A 16,431-nucleotide genomic window follows, 5' to 3' on the forward strand; every position below is an offset into this window, starting at 1 on the left:
GCTATGCGATCAGGCCGCCTTCGACATCGATTTATGCACGTCGGCGAGGATCTCGAAGGAGCGCACGCGCGCCGCGTGGTCGAAGCACTGCGCCGTCACCATCAATTCGTCGGCGCCGGTGCGGCTTATGAAGGCGTCGATGCCCTGGCGCACCGTTTCCGGCGAGCCGACTACGGCGCAGGACAGCGCCTGGGCGAGCATGGTTTTGGCGGCGGGATCGAGATCGCGATCGTAATGTTCGACCGGCGGCGGCAATTGCCCGGGCCGGCCGCTGCGCAGGTTGACGAAGGCCTGCTGCAGCGAGCTGAACAGCAGCTTGGCCTCGGCATCCGTCGGCGCGGCAAAGACATTGAGGCCGAGCATCACATAGGGCTTGTCGAGCTGCGCCGAGGGCTGGAAGCGCGTGCGGTAGACCTCAAGCGCATGGTCCAGCTCGGCCGGCGCGAAATGCGAGGCGAAAGCGTAAGGCAGGCCAAGCAATGCGGCGAGCTGCGCGCCGTAGAGGCTGGAGCCGAGGATCCAGACCGGCACGTCCTGGCCTTCGCCGGGCACGGCGCGGATGCGCTGGCCCTCCTCGGCCGGCTGGAAGTAGCCCATCAGCTCGACCACGTCCTGCGGGAAGTTGTCGGCGCTTTCGAGATTGCGGCGCAAGGCCCTTGCGGTGAGCATGTCGGTGCCCGGGGCGCGGCCGAGGCCGAGGTCGATGCGGCCGGGAAAAAGCGCGGCCAGCGTGCCGAATTGCTCTGCGATCACCAGCGGCGCATGGTTGGGCAGCATGATGCCGCCGGCGCCGACGCGGATGGTCCTGGTGCCGCCGGCGACATGAGCGATCGCGACGGAAGTCGCCGCGCTGGCGATGCCCGGCATGTTGTGGTGCTCGGCCAGCCAGTAGCGCGTATAGCCCAGCCGCTCGGCATGGCGGGCAAGGTCGAGCGAATTGGCAAGCGACTGCGAAGCGTTGCTGCCTTGCGTGATCGGCGACAGGTCGAGAACCGAAAGGGCCGTCATGGGTCAGGTCTCCACGATGCGTTTTTGCCGCAGCCTTGCCTCGAACGCGGCGCGGTCGGGAATGACGATGGCGAGCTGGTTCTCCAGCACGTCGGCGAGTTCGGCCGCCGTCGCGATCTCGCGCTGCTCGCTGCGGCCGCCGGCATGATGCGTCGACAGCCGGTTGTTGCGCAGCGCGTAGCGGCGGTCGGGCAGGGCGAGCGCGGCGACCAGGGTCGACAGGAAATGCGAGCTCGGATGCGTCGACAGGAAATGGCTGCTGACCAGATAATCGACCTCGTAGGCCTGCTGCATGTCGAAGCGGTAGAGCGTGCGCCAATCACCGCCGATATTGGCCTGCAGCCGGAATTGGTCACCTGTTGCAATCAGGCGGAAGGTTTCATGCGGCGTCTGCTGCTCAAGTCTGGGCTCCAGCAGCAGCGGCGCCGTCAGCGTCAGGCCGCCGAAACCGACATCGGCGATGTAGGTGCGGCCGCCAAGCTCGATGCGCAGCAGCATGTGGCTGCGCGCGGTAATGGCGTCATCCGGCTGGCCCCACAGCACGCGGGCGGCAAGCCCGCTGACCGTGAAGCCAAGCGTCTTCAGCGCATGCATGAAGATGAGGTTGTGCTCGAAGCAATAGCCGCCGCGGCCCCGGCTTAAGATCTTGTCCTGCAGCGAAGCCAGGTCGAGCCCGACCGAAACGCCCATCAAGGCATCGATATTCTCGAACGGGATCGCCCGCGGGTGGGTGGCATGCAGCGCCTGCAGCGTGGCGAGCGAAGGGTCGGTCGGTCCGGCGTGACCGATGCGGGCGAAATAGCCATCGAGATCTAAGCTCATGCGGGCAGGGTCCGGCTTGACCGGTCCGATATAGGCACTCGCCATCGGCACCGCAAACAAGGGGCGGGGTTCGAGATTGGGCCAGGCGTCAAGGCGCGGATTGGTGGTTATTCTCGACCGGCTCGTCGTCAACGACGGCGGTATGTTGCGCCGCGAGGAAGTTGCCGACCGGGGTCAGACTTTCGAAATGGTCGCAGAAGACCTTGATCACCACCAGCAGCGGCACCGCCATCAGCGCGCCGACGAAGCCCCACAGCCATGACCAGAAGGCGATGGCGATGAAGATCGCCACCGCGTTGATCTCGAGGCGGCGCCCGACAATCGTCGGCGTCACGAACTGGCCTTCGACGATGTCGCACAACACCACGAAAGCCGGCGCCAGCAGCGCGTAGGAGATTGAATCGAAGCTGATCAGCGCAATGGCTGCGACCAAGAGGACGGTCATCAGCGCGCCGACATAGGGCAGGAAATTGAGCAACGCCGCCGTCGCCCCCCAGACCAGCGGATTGGGCATGCCCAGCCCCCACAAACCCAGCCCGATCACCGTGCCGAGGCCGGCGTTGATGACGGAAACCGTGAGCAGGTAGTGCGAGATTTCGCGCTCGACGTCATAGACGACGCGCAACGCCCGCTTCTTCTTGGTGAGGCTGGTGAAGGACTGGACGATCTTCTCATAGAACAGCGTGCCCGAGGCGAGCAGGAACAGCGACAGCACGAAGACGATGGTGATCGAGGTGCCGGCTTCGATGATGTTGCTGGCGGCCGTGGACAGCATGCCGGAAGGCGCCACCGAGACCCGCTGCACGCCCGGCTCCTGCGATGTCTCGGTCAGCGCTTCCAATTGATGCGAGAGATCCATCACCCGCTCGAGCGGTCGCTTGAACGGCGCCAGCCGCTCGGTGAGCTGCTGGCCGATCGAGTAACTGTTGTTGATGAGATCGATGACCGGGCCGCTGAGCAGGTAGCCGGCGCTGACAAAGACGAAGATGGAAAACAGCACCAGGAGCGTCGCCGAAACCACCTCCGGAATGCCGCGCTTGCGCAGGAAGCGCACGATCGGCGTCAGCATCAGCGCCAGCAGGAAGGCAAGCACCACCGGCATGAAGAAGGCGCGGGCCAAATAAAGCGCGGCGGTCGTCATTAGAATGAACATGCCGATCACCAGCGACCGCATCAGGTGCATGTCCGCCCAGGCATCGGCGCGCGGATCAGGGCTTTCGGCAACGCTCGCGCCCGAAGCGATCGGTTCGGCCTTCATCGGTTCCCCTCAAGGGCACCGCAACCGGTGCAATCGTCGGGAGAACGTACTCGCCGCGCCAAGGTTCCGTTAGCCGGTGATCACGCAAGCTCCGTGCCTCAACCGGCCGGCACCGCCGCTGCGGCTACAGCCTTCGCTACCTCCTTGCGCACGATCGGCGCCACCTTGGTGCCGTAGAGCTCGATCGCCTTCATGATCTTGGCATGCGGCATGGTGCCGATCGCCATCTGCAGCAGGAAGCGGTCGTTGCCGAAGATCCTGTGCTGGGCGACGATCTTTTCCGCCACCTGCTCGGGATTGCCGACGAACAAGGCGCCGCTGGGGCCCCGCGCGTGGTCGAAATGCGCCCGCGAGGTCGGGCCCCAGCCGCGCTCGCGGCCGATGCGGTTCATCACCTCGGCCTGCGGTCCGTAGAAATCGTCAGCCGCCTGCTCGGTCGTCTCGGCAATGAAGCCGTGCACGTTGAGGCTGGTGGCGAGGCTGGCCGGGTCGTTGCCGCCGCGGCGCGCCGCCTCGCGATAGATCTCGAACAGTGGCGCGAAACGCGCCGGCTCGCCGCCGATGATGGCCAGCGCCAGCGGCAGGCCGAGCACGCCGGCGCGGGCGGCGGATTGCGGCGTTCCGCCGATGGCGATCCAGATCGGCAATTTTTCCTGGAGCGGGCGCGGATAGACGCCGCGACCGTTGATCGGTGCGCGCAGCTTGCCCTGCCACGTCACGTTCACCTGATCGCGGATCGCGAGCAACAGGTCGAGCTTTTCGGCGAAGAGCTCGTCATAGTCCTCGAGATTGTAGCCGAACAGCGGGAAGGATTCGATGAAGGAACCGCGTCCGGCCATGATCTCGGCGCGACCGTTGGATAAGAGGTCGAGTGTCGCGAATTGCTGGAAGACGCGCACCGGATCGTCGGAGGAGAGCACGGTGACCGCGCTGGTGAGGCGGATGCGATTCGTGCGCTCGGCCGCAGCCGCCAGCGCCACGACCGGCGCCGAGGCGGCGTAGTCGGGGCGGTGATGTTCGCCGAGGCCGAACACGTCGAGGCCGACCTGGTCGGCCAGCTCTATTTCCTCGATGAGGTTGTGCAGCCGCTCATGCGGGCCGATCGCGCCGGGACCCGGCTCCGGGCTGACATCGGCGAAAGTGTAAAGACCGAGTTCCATCTGGTTGCATCCTGAAGGTGTTCATGTGGGTGTCGCTTGTCGGCGCTAGAGGTAACCATATGCCTTGCCGCCTGCCAGAGGTGCGATCTGTGAACAGTGCATCACGCGTTGCCGCAGCGTATCCCTGCGGCAACAAGCCCGTTTTTTTCATGGCTGGCATACCGTTTTGGCGCTTGAATTCGCCGCTTTCGCGCGTATGTAAGCGTCGCGAATAGACTGCAGGGAAGTGGACTTGGCTATCTACAGGGAAAAAGACATTTTCGAGCGGCGCAATGCCGCGAACGAGGCAAAGAAGGCGCTGCTCGAGCGCTTCAAGGCGAAGCCGGCGGCGGATGATCCGGCCGTGCAGGCCCGCCAGGCCGAACGCAAGGCGATCCTTGAGGCCCGCGCCATCCGCGAGGCCGAAAAGGCAAGAGTGAAGCAGGAGAAGCTGGCGCGTGAAGCGGCCGAAAAGGCCGAGCGCGACGCGCTTGCTGCGGCGGCGCGTCGTGCTGCTGAAGCAGCGGCGGCCGAAGAGGCCAAGCGCCGCGAAGCCGAGGAAGCCGAGCGCATTGCGGTCGAGCTTGCCAATGAGGCTGCGCGCAAGGCCAAGCGTGACGCACGCTACGCCGCGCGCAAGTCGCGCGTCGGCAGGACCCCTCCGGGCTTCTCCGCCCGCTAATGTATGTCGCCCAGAAGCGCGCAGCGGTTCTGGGACAACGACATGCATCGAGACAACGGCTTAAGGCGCGTCGCCTGACTCCGTGTCAGGCGCGATGCGCTCAAGTTCGGGTTCGTTGGAGAATTGTTCAGGGTCGCCGAAAGCGGCCCTGAACGTGTTTGCGCTTGCGGACAGTTAGTGGACAGCATTTCACCGCCTCATGGCAACGGCGAAACGCTTCATCTCTTTGTTCTGACGCAAGTCCTGACGGGCGACACGCGTTAGGCGACCAGTTTCAGGCCGACGATGCCGCAGACGATCAGGCCGATGCAGGCGAGCCTGACAACGGTCGCGGGTTCGCCGAGCAGCCAGATGCCAAGCAGCGCCGTGCCGACAGTGCCGATGCCGGTCCACACCGCATAGGCCGTGCCGACGGGCAGTGCCTTCAGCGCCAGGCCGAGCAGGCCGAGACTGACGATCATCGAGGCAATCGTGAGAAGGGTCGCTAGCGGCTTGGAGAAGCCGTCGGTATATTTGAGGCCGATCGCCCAGCCGATCTCGAACAGGCCGGCGAAGAAAAGAAAGATCCAGGACATCAAATACACTCCGTCATTCCGGCATCGGTTGCGATGCTCGGTGTGGCGGGTCGTCCCGGCCGGTTGTTTCGGGGAAGCGAGGTCGTCCTCGGCGCTTTGACATAGGAAGCCCTGCTCGCCGATCAACAAAACACCGGCAGCATTGGCCATGCCGCCGGTTCAGAGCCTGCATTGAGCCGGATCGACCGAATTCGGTCGCCTACTTTTCCTTGATTCGCATCGCCTTGACCGGCGGCGCCTTCGGAGCCGGGGCCGCGGCGGGCTTCTTGGCGTCCTTCTTCGGCTTGCGGGCTTCCTTGCCCGCCTTCATCGCACCTTTAGCCATGATTCGTTCCTCCGATTTTGGGCATGTAAATGAAACAAGAGAAACGGCGGACCGCAAGAGCCGTTCGCCGCTTCGAGAGCCGGCTAGCCGGATGTCAACCGATTTCCCGTCGACATGCCCGTGCGAAAGTCGCTGACGTCGCTTGAACTTCGCGCCGGCCGCGCAATGTCTGTGGAGCTTCGGCCGGCGGGTCGCTAAGCTCGGGGCGTATCGGGCATGGCCGGGAGATCGGATGGCAGGGCATTCCGGGTCGAGACGAGTGATCTACGCCGCGCTTGCCGGCAACCTGGCGATCGCGCTGACCAAATTCGCGGCGGCAGCCTTTACCGGTTCGTCCGCCATGCTGTCGGAAGGCGTGCATTCGCTGGTCGACACCGGCAACGGCGCGCTGCTGCTCTATGGCATGCACCGCGCCGCGCGGCCGCCCGATCGCGCGCATCCGCTCGGTCACGGGCGCGAGCTCTATTTCTGGAGTTTTATCGTCGCGCTTCTGGTGTTCGCGCTCGGCGCCGGCGTGTCCTTCTATGAAGGCGTCATCCACATCATGGCGCCTGAGCCGGTCGTCGACGCCAAGATCAACTACATCGTGCTTGGTTTCTCCTTCCTGTTCGAGGGCAGCTCCTGGCTGGTGGCGCTGAAAGAGTTTCGTCAGCAGAAAGGCAAGCAGGGGTGGCTGCAGGCCGTGCAATCGAGCAAGGATCCGAGCGTCTACACGGTGTTGTTCGAGGATAGCGCCGCACTGCTTGGCCTGGTCGTTGCGTTCGCTGGCATCCTCGCATCCGAGCTGCTGGAAATTCCCGAGCTCGACGGCGTGGGCTCGATCGGCATCGCAATCATTCTTGGCGCCACCGCTATCTTTCTCGCGCGCGAGAGCAAGGGGCTGCTTATGGGCGAGCCCGCCTCTCCTGAAGTGCAGCGCAAGGTTCTGGCGATCGCCGAGCAGGATCCCGCGGTGCAGCGGGCGAACGGCATATTGAGCGTTCACATCGGTCCGGAGGAAATCGTGGCGGGCCTCAGCATCGAGTTCGAGGACCATCTGACTGCGCCGGAGATCGAGGCCTGCGTCGAGCGCCTGGAGGCGCGGTTGAAACAGGAGATGCCGGAGATCGCCAGGCTGTTCGTCAAGCCGCAGGCCACTGGTACATGGGAGCTGCGGCGAAAGGCCATCGCAGAGGCATCGGAAGAGGGCTAGGCTTAACGCCGCGAACCCGTAAGGAGAAAAACTCATGAAGATCGACGGCGGGTGCCATTGCGGCGCCATCACCTATGAGGCGGAGGTCGATCCCGAAAAGACCTCGATCTGCCATTGCACGGATTGCCAGAAACTCACCGGCACCGCGTTCCGGGTGACTGTTCCTGCATCGGAAAGCGACTACAGGATCACCAGCGGCACGCCCAAGGTCTACATCAAGACTGGATCGAGCGGCGCCAAACGCGCGCAAGCCTTCTGCGGCGACTGCGGATCGCATCTCTATGCCACGTCCGTGGGAGACGGACCGAAAATCTACGGCATCAGGGTCGGTACGGCGCGTCAGCGCCAGCAACTCGTCCCGAAAAAGCAGGTTTGGCACCGCTCGGCATTGCATTGGTTGCCAGAATTCGAAGGCATGACCACCGTTGAGGGTCAGTAGCTACTTGCGGCAGCTCAATCGTCGCCCTCGACGACGCGCAGCCTAAGCTGGCCCGTCTTGGAATCGGCCACGCGCGCGCCAGCCTCCACCTTGGCCGGCGGCGCCGCGGCTTCGCCTTCCGCGAATTCCAGCGCCTCGATCTTCTGGCTGCGCTTGGTGACCTTCGAAGTCGAAACCAGGATGTCGTCGATATCCTTGGCCGCCTGGCCGAAATGCGTCTGCAGGCGGCGCACGCGCTCGTCGACGCGCCCGACATCCTCCATCAGCCGTATGACCTCGCCCTGGATCAGATGCGCCTGCTCGCGCATGCGGGCGTCCTTCAGGATCGCCTGGATGACCTGGATCGACAGCATCAGCAGCGAGGGCGAGACGATGACGACGCGGGCGCGATGCGCCTTTTGCACCACCGCCTCGAAATTCTCGTGGATCTCGGCGAACACCGATTCCGACGGCACGAACATGAAAGCGGTGTCCTGGGTCTCGCCCTGGATCAGGTATTTTTCCGCGATATCGCGGATATGCACCTCGATGTCGCGGCGGAAGACCTGCGCCGCCACTTTCTGCATATCGGCGCCCTCGGCGGCGCGGATGGCATTCCAGGCTTCGAGCGGGAACTTGGCGTCGATGGCAAGCATCGGCGCGCCGTTCGGCATCCGCACCAGGCAGTCGGGCCGGCTGCCGTTGGAAAGGCTTGCCTGGAACTCGTAGGCGCCGTGCGGCAACCCATCGGCGACGATCGCCTCCATGCGCGACTGGCCGAAGGCGCCGCGCGTCTGCTTGTTGGACAGGATTGCCTGCAGCTGCACGACCTGGCCGGCTAAAGACTGGATGTTGCCCTGCGCCGTGTCGATCACCGCCAGCCGCTCCTGTAGCTTGGCCAGGCTTTCATGCGTCGACTTGGTCTGCTCGGTCATCGTTTGGCCGAGGCGGCCGGTCATGGCGTCCAGTCGCTGCCCGAGCGACTGGGTGAGCTCGGCCTGCCTTGCTCCGAACACTTCGGCGATCGCGCCCATGCGGCCCTGCATCTCTGCCTGCGCCTGCATGATGTCGGCCATCCTCGCCTCGGCATCGCGGGCATGGTCGGCGGCTTCGGCGGCTGCCGCCGCGCGCGCCCCGGCGGCGCTCCACAAGGCGACGACGAGCGCCACGAACAGCACAAGCAGGAGGATCGCACCGAAAGCCAACGCCTGGCCAAGCGTGATCGTGGTGGCGCCGAGCCGCGCGACAGGCTCGGAAAGGATGGTGGTCATGGTGTCGTTCATGCCGGCAGCATAACCGATTCGGCCTGCCGGCACAGATCAAAACGTGAACGGCGTGCGCATGCCCCCGTTGACGCTTTTCTAACGACGTCTTAGGTGAGACGCCATGTCGATCAAGCCGCTCATCATCCTTCCCGATCCCATCCTGCGCCAGGTTTCCAAGCCGGTGGAGCGCGTCGACGACGACCTGCGCAAGCTCGCCGACGACATGCTGGAGACCATGTATGACGCGCCGGGCATCGGCCTCGCGGCTATCCAGGTCGGCGAGCCGCGGCGGCTGTTGGTCATCGATCTTGCCAAGGAAGGCGAGCCGCCGGAGCCGCACGTCTTCATCAATCCGGAAATCCTCGAAAGCGCCGACCAGCGTTCGGTCTATGAGGAAGGCTGCCTCTCGATCCCCGATTATTACGCCGAGGTCGAGCGCCCGGCTTCGGTGCGGGTGAAATATCTCGACCGCGACGGCAAATTGCAGGAGATACAGGCAGAAGGGCTGATGGCCACCTGCCTGCAGCACGAGATCGACCATCTCAACGGCGTGCTGTTCATCGACCACATCTCGAAGCTGAAGCGCGACATGGTGGTGAGGAAGTTCAAGAAGCTCGCCAAGGACAAGGCGCCGGGCAAGATGGTGGGCTAAGCCTTATTCGAGTAATCCGCGCAGAACCCAATCTTTCCCCAGTTCGATGGCTTTGGAACCCAATTCCAACGCAAGTGCGCGGGATTCTGGCGAGAATATTAGAATCGCGACTACGGCAAGTGCGAACAGCGGCGTGAGATAGATAGCGAATGCTCGCTCACTCCTTTTGGACAACTCGCCTTTCGTAAACTCCTCCTCAAGCGATCTGAACTCAGCGATTGGCGCACGGCGTGTCCCAAATGTCTTTTTGCGGGCTTTCATATGAATGGCTCCGAGGAGGCAAGCGGCCGAATCATATGAAGGAAGGTATTTGAACTTAGTTAACGATCAGTCCTCAGCGCAGCGAAAGCCCTTATTAAGCCCGGTTGAGTAGAGCATCTTGTCGTGATATCATGATATCAAATCGGAGGCTGGCCGTGAGTGATATGCTAATCCGAAATGTTCCCGAGCCGCTAAAACGCGAAATTGAGCAGGCTGCCCGAAAGGTTGGCCAGAGCTTGTCGGGCAAAGCCATCGACCTTTTATGGAAGGGCATGATTGCGGAGAAGGAGGCGAGGCTGGAACCTAACCTATCCGCATGGGACAGTATTCGTTCTGCATTTGCAAACGAAAGCGCAATTGACAACGAATTTGCCGATATAATGGCCGAAATCGAAGCCGAGAGGAAACAAGACTTCGGGCGCCGGATCGAGGATTTCGAGTGATAATCCTTGATACAAATGTGGTTTCTGAAGCAAGCAGAACGACACCTGACCCGAAGGTGATCGAATGGTTTGGCAAACAAGAACTCCTCGATCTCTATCTTTGCGGCCCAGTCGTAATGGAGCAATCCTTTGGTGCCGAGAGGTTTCTGAACAAAACAGGATCCGAACGCCATATTCGCGCGCTAGACCGTCTGATCTCGGAGCAGTTCGCGGGCCGGATCGTTGAATTTTCTGGTCCCATCCCTCGTCTCGCTGGCAAGCTTCGGGCAAAGCGGGAAAAGATTGGTCGCCCTATCAGTCTTTCCGATGCGATGATTGCCGCGATCTGTTTGGTCCATGACGCGACGCTCGCGACCCGCAATGTGCGAGACTTCGACGAGCTTGACTTGAAGCTCGTGAATCCGTTCGAAGCGGACGCCTGAGGATCGCCACAATGCCGCTTCGCGTCATCTTTATGGGCACGCCGGATTTTTCCGTGCCGACCTTACGCGCCATCGCCGGGGCCGGCCACGAAATCGCGGCCGTCTACACGCAGCCGCCGCGCGCCGCCGGTCGGCGCGGGCTGGAACTGACGCCTTCGCCGGTGCAGCGCGAGGCCGAAAGGCTGGGCGTCGAGGTGCGCACGCCGGGATCTTTGAAGGCGGAGGCCGAGCAGCGGGCCTTCGCGGCCTTGCAGGCCGATGTCGCCGCGGTCGTCGCCTATGGTTTGCTGCTGCCGAAGCCGGTTCTGGAAGCGCCCAGACTCGGCTGCCTCAACGGCCATGCCTCACTTCTGCCGCGCTGGCGTGGTGCCGCTCCCATCCAGCGCGCCATCATGGCCGGCGATACCGAGACCGGCATGATGGTCATGAAGATGGAAGAGGGCCTGGACACCGGGCCGGTGGCAATGGTTGAAAAATGCGCCATCGCACCCGATATGACGGCCGGCGAATTGCACGACCGCCTGATGCTTCAAGGCGCTTCGCTAATGGTACGGGCGCTCGCGCAGTTGGGGATAAATTGTCTGACATTTACCCAACAGGCAACGGCAGGGGTGACCTACGCCCGAAAGATCGATAAATCGGAGACACGCGTGGATTGGACGCGGCCTTCTGGCGAAGTCCACAATCACATTCGCGGCCTCTCGCCCTTTCCGGGCGCGTGGTGCGAGGTCGACATTGGCGGCCGCATGGAGCGGCTGAAACTGCTTCGCTCGACGCTATCGGATGGCGTCGGCGAGTCGGGAGGAATTCTCGATGACCGCCTCACGGTCGCCTGCGGGGCAGGCGCGGTCAGGCTGGTCGAAGTTCAACGGGCTGGCGGAAGGCCAGCCACCGCGCAGGAGTTTTTGCGCGGAGCCAAGATCGAAAAAGGAATGAAACTCAAATGAGCATGATGTCGATACGTGCGGCGACGCCGCGGGATCGCGAGGCGATCCGCCTCGTCGAAGAACATGCCTTTGGCCAGCAGGCGGAAGCCGGCCTGGTCGACGCGCTTGTCACCGGCGGCGATGCCGTCGTCGAGTTGGTTGCCGAGGAAGACGGCCAGGTCGTCGGCCACATCCTGTTTTCCAGGCTTTACGTGCAGAATGGCGGCAAGCGTTTCGCGGCCGTGGCGCTGGCGCCGCTGGCGGTCGAGCCGTCTTTCCACGGCACCGGCATCGGCGGCGCGCTGATCCGCGAGGCGCATGTGCGCCTCAAGGAAGCCGGCGAGACGCTGGCCGTGGTTCTCGGCGATCCGGTCTATTACGGCCGCTTCGGCTACTCCCATGCCCGCGCCGGAAAGTTCGAAAGCGAATACCAGGGCGAGGCGCTGCAGGCTCTGGCCTGGGGCGACGCGCCTGACACCGGCAAGCTGGTCTACGCTTCGGCCTTCACCGCGCTGGCCGCCTAGGCGGCCAGCGCTCATCGCTTATGCCGCGTTTTCGGCTCGACATTGAATATGACGGCAGCCAGTTCGCCGGCTGGCAGCATCAGGCCGACCAGCCCTCGGTGCAGCAGGCGATCGAGCAGGCGATAGAGAAGTTCTGCGGCGAAGCGGTAAGGTTGCGAGCCGCCGGCCGCACCGATGCCGGCGTGCACGCCACCGCCCAGGTGGCGCATGTCGATCTGGCCAGGGACTGGCCGGGCGACAAGGTGCGCGATGCCGTGAACGCCCATCTGCAGGCGGCCGGCGCGCGCGTCGCCATCCTCGAGGCGCGCGTCGTCGCCGACGGCTTCGACGCGCGCTTTTCCGCCACCGGCCGCCATTATCTCTACCGCATCCTCAACCGGCGCGCGCCATCGGCGCTGGAAAAGGGCAAGGTCTGGTGGGTGCCGAAACGGCTCGATGCCGAGGCCATGCAGGAGGCGACCAAAGTGCTGCTCGGCCGGCATGACTTCACCACCTTCCGCTCCACCCAATGCCAGGCCGAGAGCCCGGTGCGAACGCTTGGCCGTCTCGACGTCACCCGTTCGGGCGATCTCATCGAGGTGCGGACCTCGGCGCGCTCCTTCCTGCACAATCAGGTGCGCTCGATGGTCGGCTCGCTGCGGCGCGTCGGCGACGGCTCCTGGGGCGCGTCGGATCTCAAGGCGGCGCTCGAAGCGCGCGACCGCGCGGCCTGCGGCCAGGTTGCGCCACCGGACGGGCTGTTTCTGGTGGGTGTCGATTACCCGGAAGGCAGCTGACCGCTGCATAGAGCATCAGCGCCGTAACCGGCAAACGCCTAGGTTCCAATCGGTGCCAAAGACGGCCAGTGTCGGCGCTCCGCGATCGACATAACTCCGGGCCACGGTCAGCCCGTCGTGGCGTCCGGTATGTCGATGCCGAGCAGCGCCTGCAGGCCGAACAGGACGAGCAGCGAGGCAATGAACATGCCGACAAAGACGGCGGTGCCCACGGTGGCGCCCCTGCCGATCGAAGCGTTGGTCATGCGCCAGGTCAGCACCATCGACAGGGCGAACAAAAGCAGCGACACCAGCCCGCTGACCTCGTTGGTCGAAGGCAGGAAGAGCCTCAGCAGCGCCGACGGCAGCATGAGCCAGGCGATGATCGCCGACGTCCAGTTGGAAGCGACGACATAGTGGACGAAGCGGCTGCCGATGCCGGCACGCGGCGCGACCAGCGCGAGCGCCACCAGCGGCAGTACCCAGGAGCCGATATCGACGGTGGCCAGCCGGATCAGCATGCCGAGGCGCCCGGCGAAGGCTTCGGGATCGCCGAGCTCATTGGCGATTCCGACCCAGCCGACGATCAGCGCCGGCGCCGCCACGATAATGGCGAAGAACGAATTCCAGAAACCGTCGGCCGAAAGGTCGAGCAGGCGCAGGCCGTCGGCCTTGCCGAACATCAGCCGCCAGGCGCCGGCCAGCGAAGCGTAGGTTTCGTCCGCCGAAAGCATGGTCACGAAAGGCCTTGTCCGAACCAGTCTTCGATGAAGCGTTCGTAGATTTGCGTCAGCGTCTCGAGGTCGGCAAGCGCGACGCGCTCATCCACCATATGCATGGTCTTGCCGACCAAGCCGAACTCGACCACCGGGCAATAATCCTTGATGAAGCGCGCGTCCGAGGTGCCGCCGGAGGTGGAGAGCGCCGGGGTCTTGCCGACCACCGCCTTGACCGACTTGCCCAGCGTCTCGATCAGCTTGTCGTCGCGGGTGAGGAAGACATGGCTCGGCCGGTCGCGCCAGACGAGCTCATAGTCGACCGGCGTCGTCTTGCCCGGCCGGTATTTCTTGCGCCCCGCCGCCTTGTCGAGCCGGTTGTGGATCTCGGCCTGGACCGCTTCGGCATCCCATGTGTCGTTGAAGCGGATGTTGAAAATGGCCGTCGCCTTCGCCGGAATGACGTTGGTCGCCGGGTTGCCGACATCGATCGACGTCACTTCGAGATTGGTCGGCTGGAAATCCCTCGTTCCCTTGTCGAACACCGGATGGAGCAGCGCGTCGACCAGGCTGATGAGCCCGCGCACCGGGTTGTCGGCAAGCTGCGGATAGGCGGCATGGCCCTGGCGTCCATTGACCGTCACGCTGCCCGACAGCGAGCCGCGCCGGCCGATCTTGATCATGTCGCCGAGCGCATTGGGATTGGTCGGCTCGCCGACGATCGAGGCATCCCACTTCTCGCCCCTGGCCGCCGCCCAGTCGAGCAACTTGGTGGTGCCGTTGATCGACGGACCTTCCTCGTCGCCGGTGATCAGCAGGGAGACCGAGCCCTTCGGGCCGCCATTCTTCTCGACATGGCGCGCCACCGCGGCGATGAAGCAGGCGATGCCACCCTTCATGTCGACGGCGCCGCGGCCGTACATCTCGCCATTGGCGATTTCGGCGGCGAAGGGCGGATGCGTCCAGGCCGCCTCGTCGCCCACCGGCACGACGTCGGTATGGCCGGCAAACATCAGGTGCGGGCCGTTGCCCGAACGTCGGGCATAGAGGTTTTCGATGTCCGGCGTGCCGTCTTCCGAGAACACGGGCCGTTCGACCGAGAAGCCCAGCGGCTTCAGCATGTCTCCCAGCGCCGCGAGCGCGCCGCCTTCGGCGGGCGTGACGGAAGGGCAGCGGATCAGGGCGGCGAGATTCGCGGCGGGGTCGGTCGGCAATGTCATGGGCAAGCGATAATCGAAAGCGTTTGTCGTGTCACGGTGGCAGATGATCGCCGGTCATCCCGCCGACAATATGGTTTTCGTCGCGTATAGTTGCGGGCCAAGCGAGAACGAATGCATGGCCAGTGAAGCAAGCACCATCGCGATTGCCGGCGCTGGCAGCATCGGCTGCTATGTCGGCGGTTGCCTGGCGCTCGCCGGACGCAAGGTTGTTTTGCTTGGCCGCGGCCGCGTCGTCGAGACCATGCGCCAGGGCGGACTCCGCGTCAGCGATCTCGACGGCCGCGATCGCCGCGTCGAAGCGCAGGCGATTTCAGCCACCGACGATCCGGCGACCGCGCTGCGTGACGCGGACATCATCCTGGTGACGGTGAAGAGCGGCGGGACCGCGGAGATGGCCAAGCTTATCGCCGCCCACGGGCGCCCGGATGCCGTCGTGGCCAGCCTGCAGAACGGCGTCGACAACGCGGACAGGTTGCGCGCCGGGCTCCCCGGCCGGCAAGTGCTGGCCGGCATGGTGATGTTCAACGTCGTCCAGTCGCCGGACGGCGAGGTGCCGTTCCGCGTTCATCGCGCCAGCCAGGGCGAGGTGATGATCGACGGCGGCATCGATGGCCTTGCCGATCGGCTCGACGTCGATGGGCTTGCCGTGGAAGCGCGCGCCGACATGAAGGCGGTGCAGTGGGGCAAGCTCTTGATGAACCTCAACAATGCGCTGGTGGCGCTCTCCGACCTGCCGCTGGCAAGGCAACTGGCCGACCGCCGCTGGCGCGTCATCCTGGCCGGCCAGATCGACGAGGCGCTCGCCGCGATGAAGGCTGCGGCTGTGGCGCCGGCGCGCATCACAGGCCTGCCGCCGTCGCTGCTGCCGAAGGTGTTGCGGCTTCCCGACTGGCTTTTCGGGCTCCTGGCGCGCCGCATGCTGGCGATCGACGCGCAGGCGCGCTCCTCGATGTGGGACGACCTGAAGCGCGGTCGTCCGACCGAGATCGACGAATTGCAGGGCGCGGTCATTCGCCTGGCCAGGCAGACGGGCACCCCGACGCCGATCAACGAACGCGTCATGGCGCTGGTGCGTCAGGCGGAAGCGGGCAAGCGTGGTCCGCCCGGGCTGACGCCCGATGCCGTCAACCCCGGTCCTCGATCAGCGTGATCTTTTGCCAGATTTTACGCGACAGGTTGGAGGCCAGGTTCTCGATGTCGTTGACGGCGTGGATGACGACTTCGTCATTGACCGACTGCGCGAACAGCGCCGCGATCTTGCCGGTGATCGACAGCATCTCCGAGCAATAGTCGAGATAGCGCGCAAGGTCGCCGGCGTTGGTGATGCGTTGCGGCGAATGCGCGGTCGGCTTGAAGTCGGCCGACAGCGCCGCCGGATCCTTGGTCAGCTGGTGCATGTCGATGACATGGATCAGCGAGCGCAGCCCGTGCAGTTGCCGGAACACTCTCTTGCGCTTGATCCGCTCCTCGGCACGGACCAGTGCCAGCAGCCCGAGCACCGCCAGGATCACCGTGTTGATCGTCGCCTCGATGCCTTGCATCGACTGCACGGCATCGTCGGTGCCCGAAATACGGTCGAGCGGCAGGATTGTGCCGACGAACAAAAACATCGCCACGCCGGCGACGAAAGCGGCGACGATCGCGATGCGCAACCACCAGATCGGCGCCTCCAACTCCCTGGCGGCCTTGGCGAGGTCCCGCGACAGCGACACCAGTTCGCCGGCGACGCCGCGCAGGCCGGTTTCCGGGAAACGGTCGCCGATCCGCCCTTCCAGCCTTTCGGCTGTCTCGATGATCAGTTGCGGGTCGAGCGCGCGGTAGCGCATGA

The 16,431-nt window shown here is 64.3% G+C and carries 21 protein-coding genes; 10 read left to right on the forward strand and 11 right to left on the reverse strand.

Features of this window, described 5'->3' with window-relative positions; translation table 11 throughout:
• Positions 1-9 precede the first annotated feature (9 nt).
• The 4 genes from F3H96_RS25130 to F3H96_RS25145 form a co-directional block, all read right to left on the reverse strand.
• Positions 10-1,008, reverse strand: coding sequence for an LLM class flavin-dependent oxidoreductase (locus F3H96_RS25130; protein WP_149804378.1), 999 nt, complete (start codon positions 1,006-1,008; stop codon positions 10-12).
• A 3-nt stretch (positions 1,009-1,011) separates the two neighbouring features.
• Complete coding sequence (locus F3H96_RS25135; RefSeq protein ID WP_244620142.1) at positions 1,012-1,875, reverse strand: arylamine N-acetyltransferase; 864 nt, start codon at positions 1,873-1,875, stop codon at positions 1,012-1,014.
• A gap of 43 nt (positions 1,876-1,918) precedes the next feature.
• Positions 1,919-3,088, reverse strand: coding sequence for an AI-2E family transporter (locus F3H96_RS25140; RefSeq protein WP_149804379.1), 1,170 nt, complete (start codon positions 3,086-3,088; stop codon positions 1,919-1,921).
• Positions 3,089-3,186: 98 nt separating this feature from the next.
• Complete coding sequence (locus tag F3H96_RS25145) at positions 3,187-4,248, reverse strand: LLM class flavin-dependent oxidoreductase (protein WP_149804380.1); 1,062 nt, start codon at positions 4,246-4,248, stop codon at positions 3,187-3,189.
• A gap of 232 nt (positions 4,249-4,480) precedes the next feature.
• On the opposite strand from F3H96_RS25145, the gene F3H96_RS25150 reads away from it, so the two are divergent.
• On the forward strand, positions 4,481-4,909 hold the full coding sequence (locus F3H96_RS25150; RefSeq protein ID WP_149804381.1) for a DUF6481 family protein: 429 nt from the start codon (positions 4,481-4,483) through the stop codon (positions 4,907-4,909).
• Between the two features lie 260 nt (positions 4,910-5,169).
• Here F3H96_RS25150 and sugE read toward each other — a convergent pair whose 3' ends face one another.
• Positions 5,170-5,484 (reverse strand): quaternary ammonium compound efflux SMR transporter SugE, encoded by a 315-nt coding sequence (gene sugE / locus F3H96_RS25155; RefSeq protein WP_149804382.1) that lies wholly within the window; start codon positions 5,482-5,484, stop codon positions 5,170-5,172.
• A 199-nt stretch (positions 5,485-5,683) separates the two neighbouring features.
• The gene (locus tag F3H96_RS31555; RefSeq protein ID WP_095819016.1) at positions 5,684-5,809 is read right to left on the reverse strand and encodes a hypothetical protein; all 126 of its coding nucleotides are present in this window, start codon (positions 5,807-5,809) and stop codon (positions 5,684-5,686) included.
• A gap of 232 nt (positions 5,810-6,041) precedes the next feature.
• Between F3H96_RS31555 and F3H96_RS25165 the strand changes: the two genes are divergently transcribed.
• Both F3H96_RS25165 and F3H96_RS25170 read left to right on the forward strand, forming a co-directional pair.
• Positions 6,042-7,001, forward strand: a complete 960-nt coding sequence (locus F3H96_RS25165; RefSeq protein WP_149804383.1) for a cation diffusion facilitator family transporter — start codon at positions 6,042-6,044, stop codon at positions 6,999-7,001.
• A gap of 34 nt (positions 7,002-7,035) precedes the next feature.
• Complete coding sequence (locus tag F3H96_RS25170; protein ID WP_149804384.1) at positions 7,036-7,440, forward strand: GFA family protein; 405 nt, start codon at positions 7,036-7,038, stop codon at positions 7,438-7,440.
• Positions 7,441-7,454: 14 nt separating this feature from the next.
• Here the strand turns inward: F3H96_RS25170 and F3H96_RS25175 are convergent, their stop codons facing one another.
• The gene (locus tag F3H96_RS25175; protein ID WP_149804385.1) at positions 7,455-8,702 is read right to left on the reverse strand and encodes a DNA recombination protein RmuC; all 1,248 of its coding nucleotides are present in this window, start codon (positions 8,700-8,702) and stop codon (positions 7,455-7,457) included.
• 103 nt (positions 8,703-8,805) lie between these two features.
• On the opposite strand from F3H96_RS25175, the gene def reads away from it, so the two are divergent.
• A complete protein-coding gene (gene def / locus F3H96_RS25180; protein ID WP_149804386.1) occupies positions 8,806-9,336 on the forward strand; it encodes a peptide deformylase in 531 nt (176 codons plus the stop codon).
• Positions 9,337-9,339: 3 nt separating this feature from the next.
• On the opposite strand, the gene F3H96_RS25185 is transcribed toward def, so the two are convergent.
• Complete coding sequence (locus F3H96_RS25185) at positions 9,340-9,597, reverse strand: hypothetical protein (protein ID WP_149804387.1); 258 nt, start codon at positions 9,595-9,597, stop codon at positions 9,340-9,342.
• Between the two features lie 164 nt (positions 9,598-9,761).
• Here F3H96_RS25185 and F3H96_RS25190 point away from each other — a divergent pair, with 164 nt between their 5' ends.
• From F3H96_RS25190 to truA, 5 genes are read left to right on the forward strand one after another with little or no spacing between them, the layout of a single operon-like run.
• The gene (locus tag F3H96_RS25190; RefSeq protein ID WP_244620146.1) at positions 9,762-10,040 is read left to right on the forward strand and encodes a plasmid stabilization protein; all 279 of its coding nucleotides are present in this window, start codon (positions 9,762-9,764) and stop codon (positions 10,038-10,040) included.
• Entirely contained in the window at positions 10,037-10,462 is a 426-nt protein-coding gene (locus F3H96_RS25195) for a type II toxin-antitoxin system VapC family toxin (protein WP_149804389.1), read from the forward strand. The genes F3H96_RS25190 and F3H96_RS25195 overlap by 4 nt, the downstream gene beginning before the upstream one ends.
• 11 nt (positions 10,463-10,473) lie before the next feature.
• The gene (gene fmt, locus F3H96_RS25200) at positions 10,474-11,409 is read left to right on the forward strand and encodes a methionyl-tRNA formyltransferase (protein WP_149804390.1); all 936 of its coding nucleotides are present in this window, start codon (positions 10,474-10,476) and stop codon (positions 11,407-11,409) included.
• Positions 11,406-11,912 carry an N-acetyltransferase gene (locus F3H96_RS25205; protein ID WP_149804391.1) on the forward strand — a complete coding sequence of 169 codons (507 nt, stop codon included), beginning with the start codon at positions 11,406-11,408 and terminating at the stop codon, positions 11,910-11,912. The genes fmt and F3H96_RS25205 overlap by 4 nt, the downstream gene beginning before the upstream one ends.
• 20 nt (positions 11,913-11,932) lie before the next feature.
• Positions 11,933-12,688 (forward strand): tRNA pseudouridine(38-40) synthase TruA, encoded by a 756-nt coding sequence (truA, locus tag F3H96_RS25210; RefSeq protein ID WP_149804392.1) that lies wholly within the window; start codon positions 11,933-11,935, stop codon positions 12,686-12,688.
• A gap of 107 nt (positions 12,689-12,795) precedes the next feature.
• On the opposite strand, the gene F3H96_RS25215 is transcribed toward truA, so the two are convergent.
• Together F3H96_RS25215 and dapE are read right to left on the reverse strand one after the other, a co-directional pair.
• Complete coding sequence (locus F3H96_RS25215; RefSeq protein ID WP_149804449.1) at positions 12,796-13,401, reverse strand: transporter; 606 nt, start codon at positions 13,399-13,401, stop codon at positions 12,796-12,798.
• Between the two features lie 2 nt (positions 13,402-13,403).
• Positions 13,404-14,603, reverse strand: coding sequence for a succinyl-diaminopimelate desuccinylase (gene dapE / locus F3H96_RS25220; RefSeq protein ID WP_149804393.1), 1,200 nt, complete (start codon positions 14,601-14,603; stop codon positions 13,404-13,406).
• A 115-nt stretch (positions 14,604-14,718) separates the two neighbouring features.
• Between dapE and F3H96_RS25225 the strand changes: the two genes are divergently transcribed.
• Positions 14,719-15,753: a 2-dehydropantoate 2-reductase gene (locus tag F3H96_RS25225; RefSeq protein ID WP_149804394.1), complete on the forward strand. Its 1,035-nt coding sequence runs from the start codon at positions 14,719-14,721 to the stop codon at positions 15,751-15,753.
• On the opposite strand, the gene F3H96_RS25230 is transcribed toward F3H96_RS25225, so the two are convergent.
• Positions 15,728-16,429 (reverse strand): hypothetical protein, encoded by a 702-nt coding sequence (locus F3H96_RS25230; protein ID WP_149804395.1) that lies wholly within the window; start codon positions 16,427-16,429, stop codon positions 15,728-15,730. The genes F3H96_RS25225 and F3H96_RS25230 overlap by 26 nt on opposite strands.
• Positions 16,430-16,431 lie beyond the last annotated feature (2 nt).

Origin of the sequence: Mesorhizobium sp. NFR06 (assembly GCF_900115245.1) — a bacterium.
Taxonomy (GTDB): Bacteria; Pseudomonadota; Alphaproteobacteria; order Rhizobiales; family Rhizobiaceae; genus Mesorhizobium.

Excerpts from the sequence above, each read along its gene's own strand:
- F3H96_RS25190 (WP_244620146.1), top strand. The coding sequence starts at position 9,762 with ATGCTAATCCGAAATGTTCCCGAGCCGCTAAAACGCGAAATTGAGCAG.
- sugE (WP_149804382.1), bottom strand. The coding sequence starts at position 5,484 with ATGTCCTGGATCTTTCTTTTCTTCGCCGGCCTGTTCGAGATCGGCTGG.
- F3H96_RS25130 (WP_149804378.1), bottom strand. The coding sequence starts at position 1,008 with ATGACGGCCCTTTCGGTTCTCGACCTGTCGCCGATCACGCAAGGCAGC.
- F3H96_RS25165 (WP_149804383.1), top strand. The coding sequence starts at position 6,042 with ATGGCAGGGCATTCCGGGTCGAGACGAGTGATCTACGCCGCGCTTGCC.
- F3H96_RS25205 (WP_149804391.1), top strand. The coding sequence starts at position 11,406 with ATGAGCATGATGTCGATACGTGCGGCGACGCCGCGGGATCGCGAGGCG.
- F3H96_RS25230 (WP_149804395.1), bottom strand. The coding sequence starts at position 16,429 with ATGCGCTACCGCGCGCTCGACCCGCAACTGATCATCGAGACAGCCGAA.
- F3H96_RS25135 (WP_244620142.1), bottom strand. The coding sequence starts at position 1,875 with ATGGCGAGTGCCTATATCGGACCGGTCAAGCCGGACCCTGCCCGCATG.
- def (WP_149804386.1), top strand. The coding sequence starts at position 8,806 with ATGTCGATCAAGCCGCTCATCATCCTTCCCGATCCCATCCTGCGCCAG.
- fmt (WP_149804390.1), top strand. The coding sequence starts at position 10,474 with ATGCCGCTTCGCGTCATCTTTATGGGCACGCCGGATTTTTCCGTGCCG.
- F3H96_RS25215 (WP_149804449.1), bottom strand. The coding sequence starts at position 13,401 with ATGCTTTCGGCGGACGAAACCTACGCTTCGCTGGCCGGCGCCTGGCGG.
- dapE (WP_149804393.1), bottom strand. The coding sequence starts at position 14,603 with ATGACATTGCCGACCGACCCCGCCGCGAATCTCGCCGCCCTGATCCGC.
- truA (WP_149804392.1), top strand. The coding sequence starts at position 11,933 with ATGCCGCGTTTTCGGCTCGACATTGAATATGACGGCAGCCAGTTCGCC.
- F3H96_RS25170 (WP_149804384.1), top strand. The coding sequence starts at position 7,036 with ATGAAGATCGACGGCGGGTGCCATTGCGGCGCCATCACCTATGAGGCG.
- F3H96_RS25145 (WP_149804380.1), bottom strand. The coding sequence starts at position 4,248 with ATGGAACTCGGTCTTTACACTTTCGCCGATGTCAGCCCGGAGCCGGGT.
- F3H96_RS25225 (WP_149804394.1), top strand. The coding sequence starts at position 14,719 with ATGGCCAGTGAAGCAAGCACCATCGCGATTGCCGGCGCTGGCAGCATC.
- F3H96_RS25185 (WP_149804387.1), bottom strand. The coding sequence starts at position 9,597 with ATGAAAGCCCGCAAAAAGACATTTGGGACACGCCGTGCGCCAATCGCT.
- F3H96_RS31555 (WP_095819016.1), bottom strand. The coding sequence starts at position 5,809 with ATGGCTAAAGGTGCGATGAAGGCGGGCAAGGAAGCCCGCAAGCCGAAG.
- F3H96_RS25140 (WP_149804379.1), bottom strand. The coding sequence starts at position 3,088 with ATGAAGGCCGAACCGATCGCTTCGGGCGCGAGCGTTGCCGAAAGCCCT.
- F3H96_RS25175 (WP_149804385.1), bottom strand. The coding sequence starts at position 8,702 with ATGAACGACACCATGACCACCATCCTTTCCGAGCCTGTCGCGCGGCTC.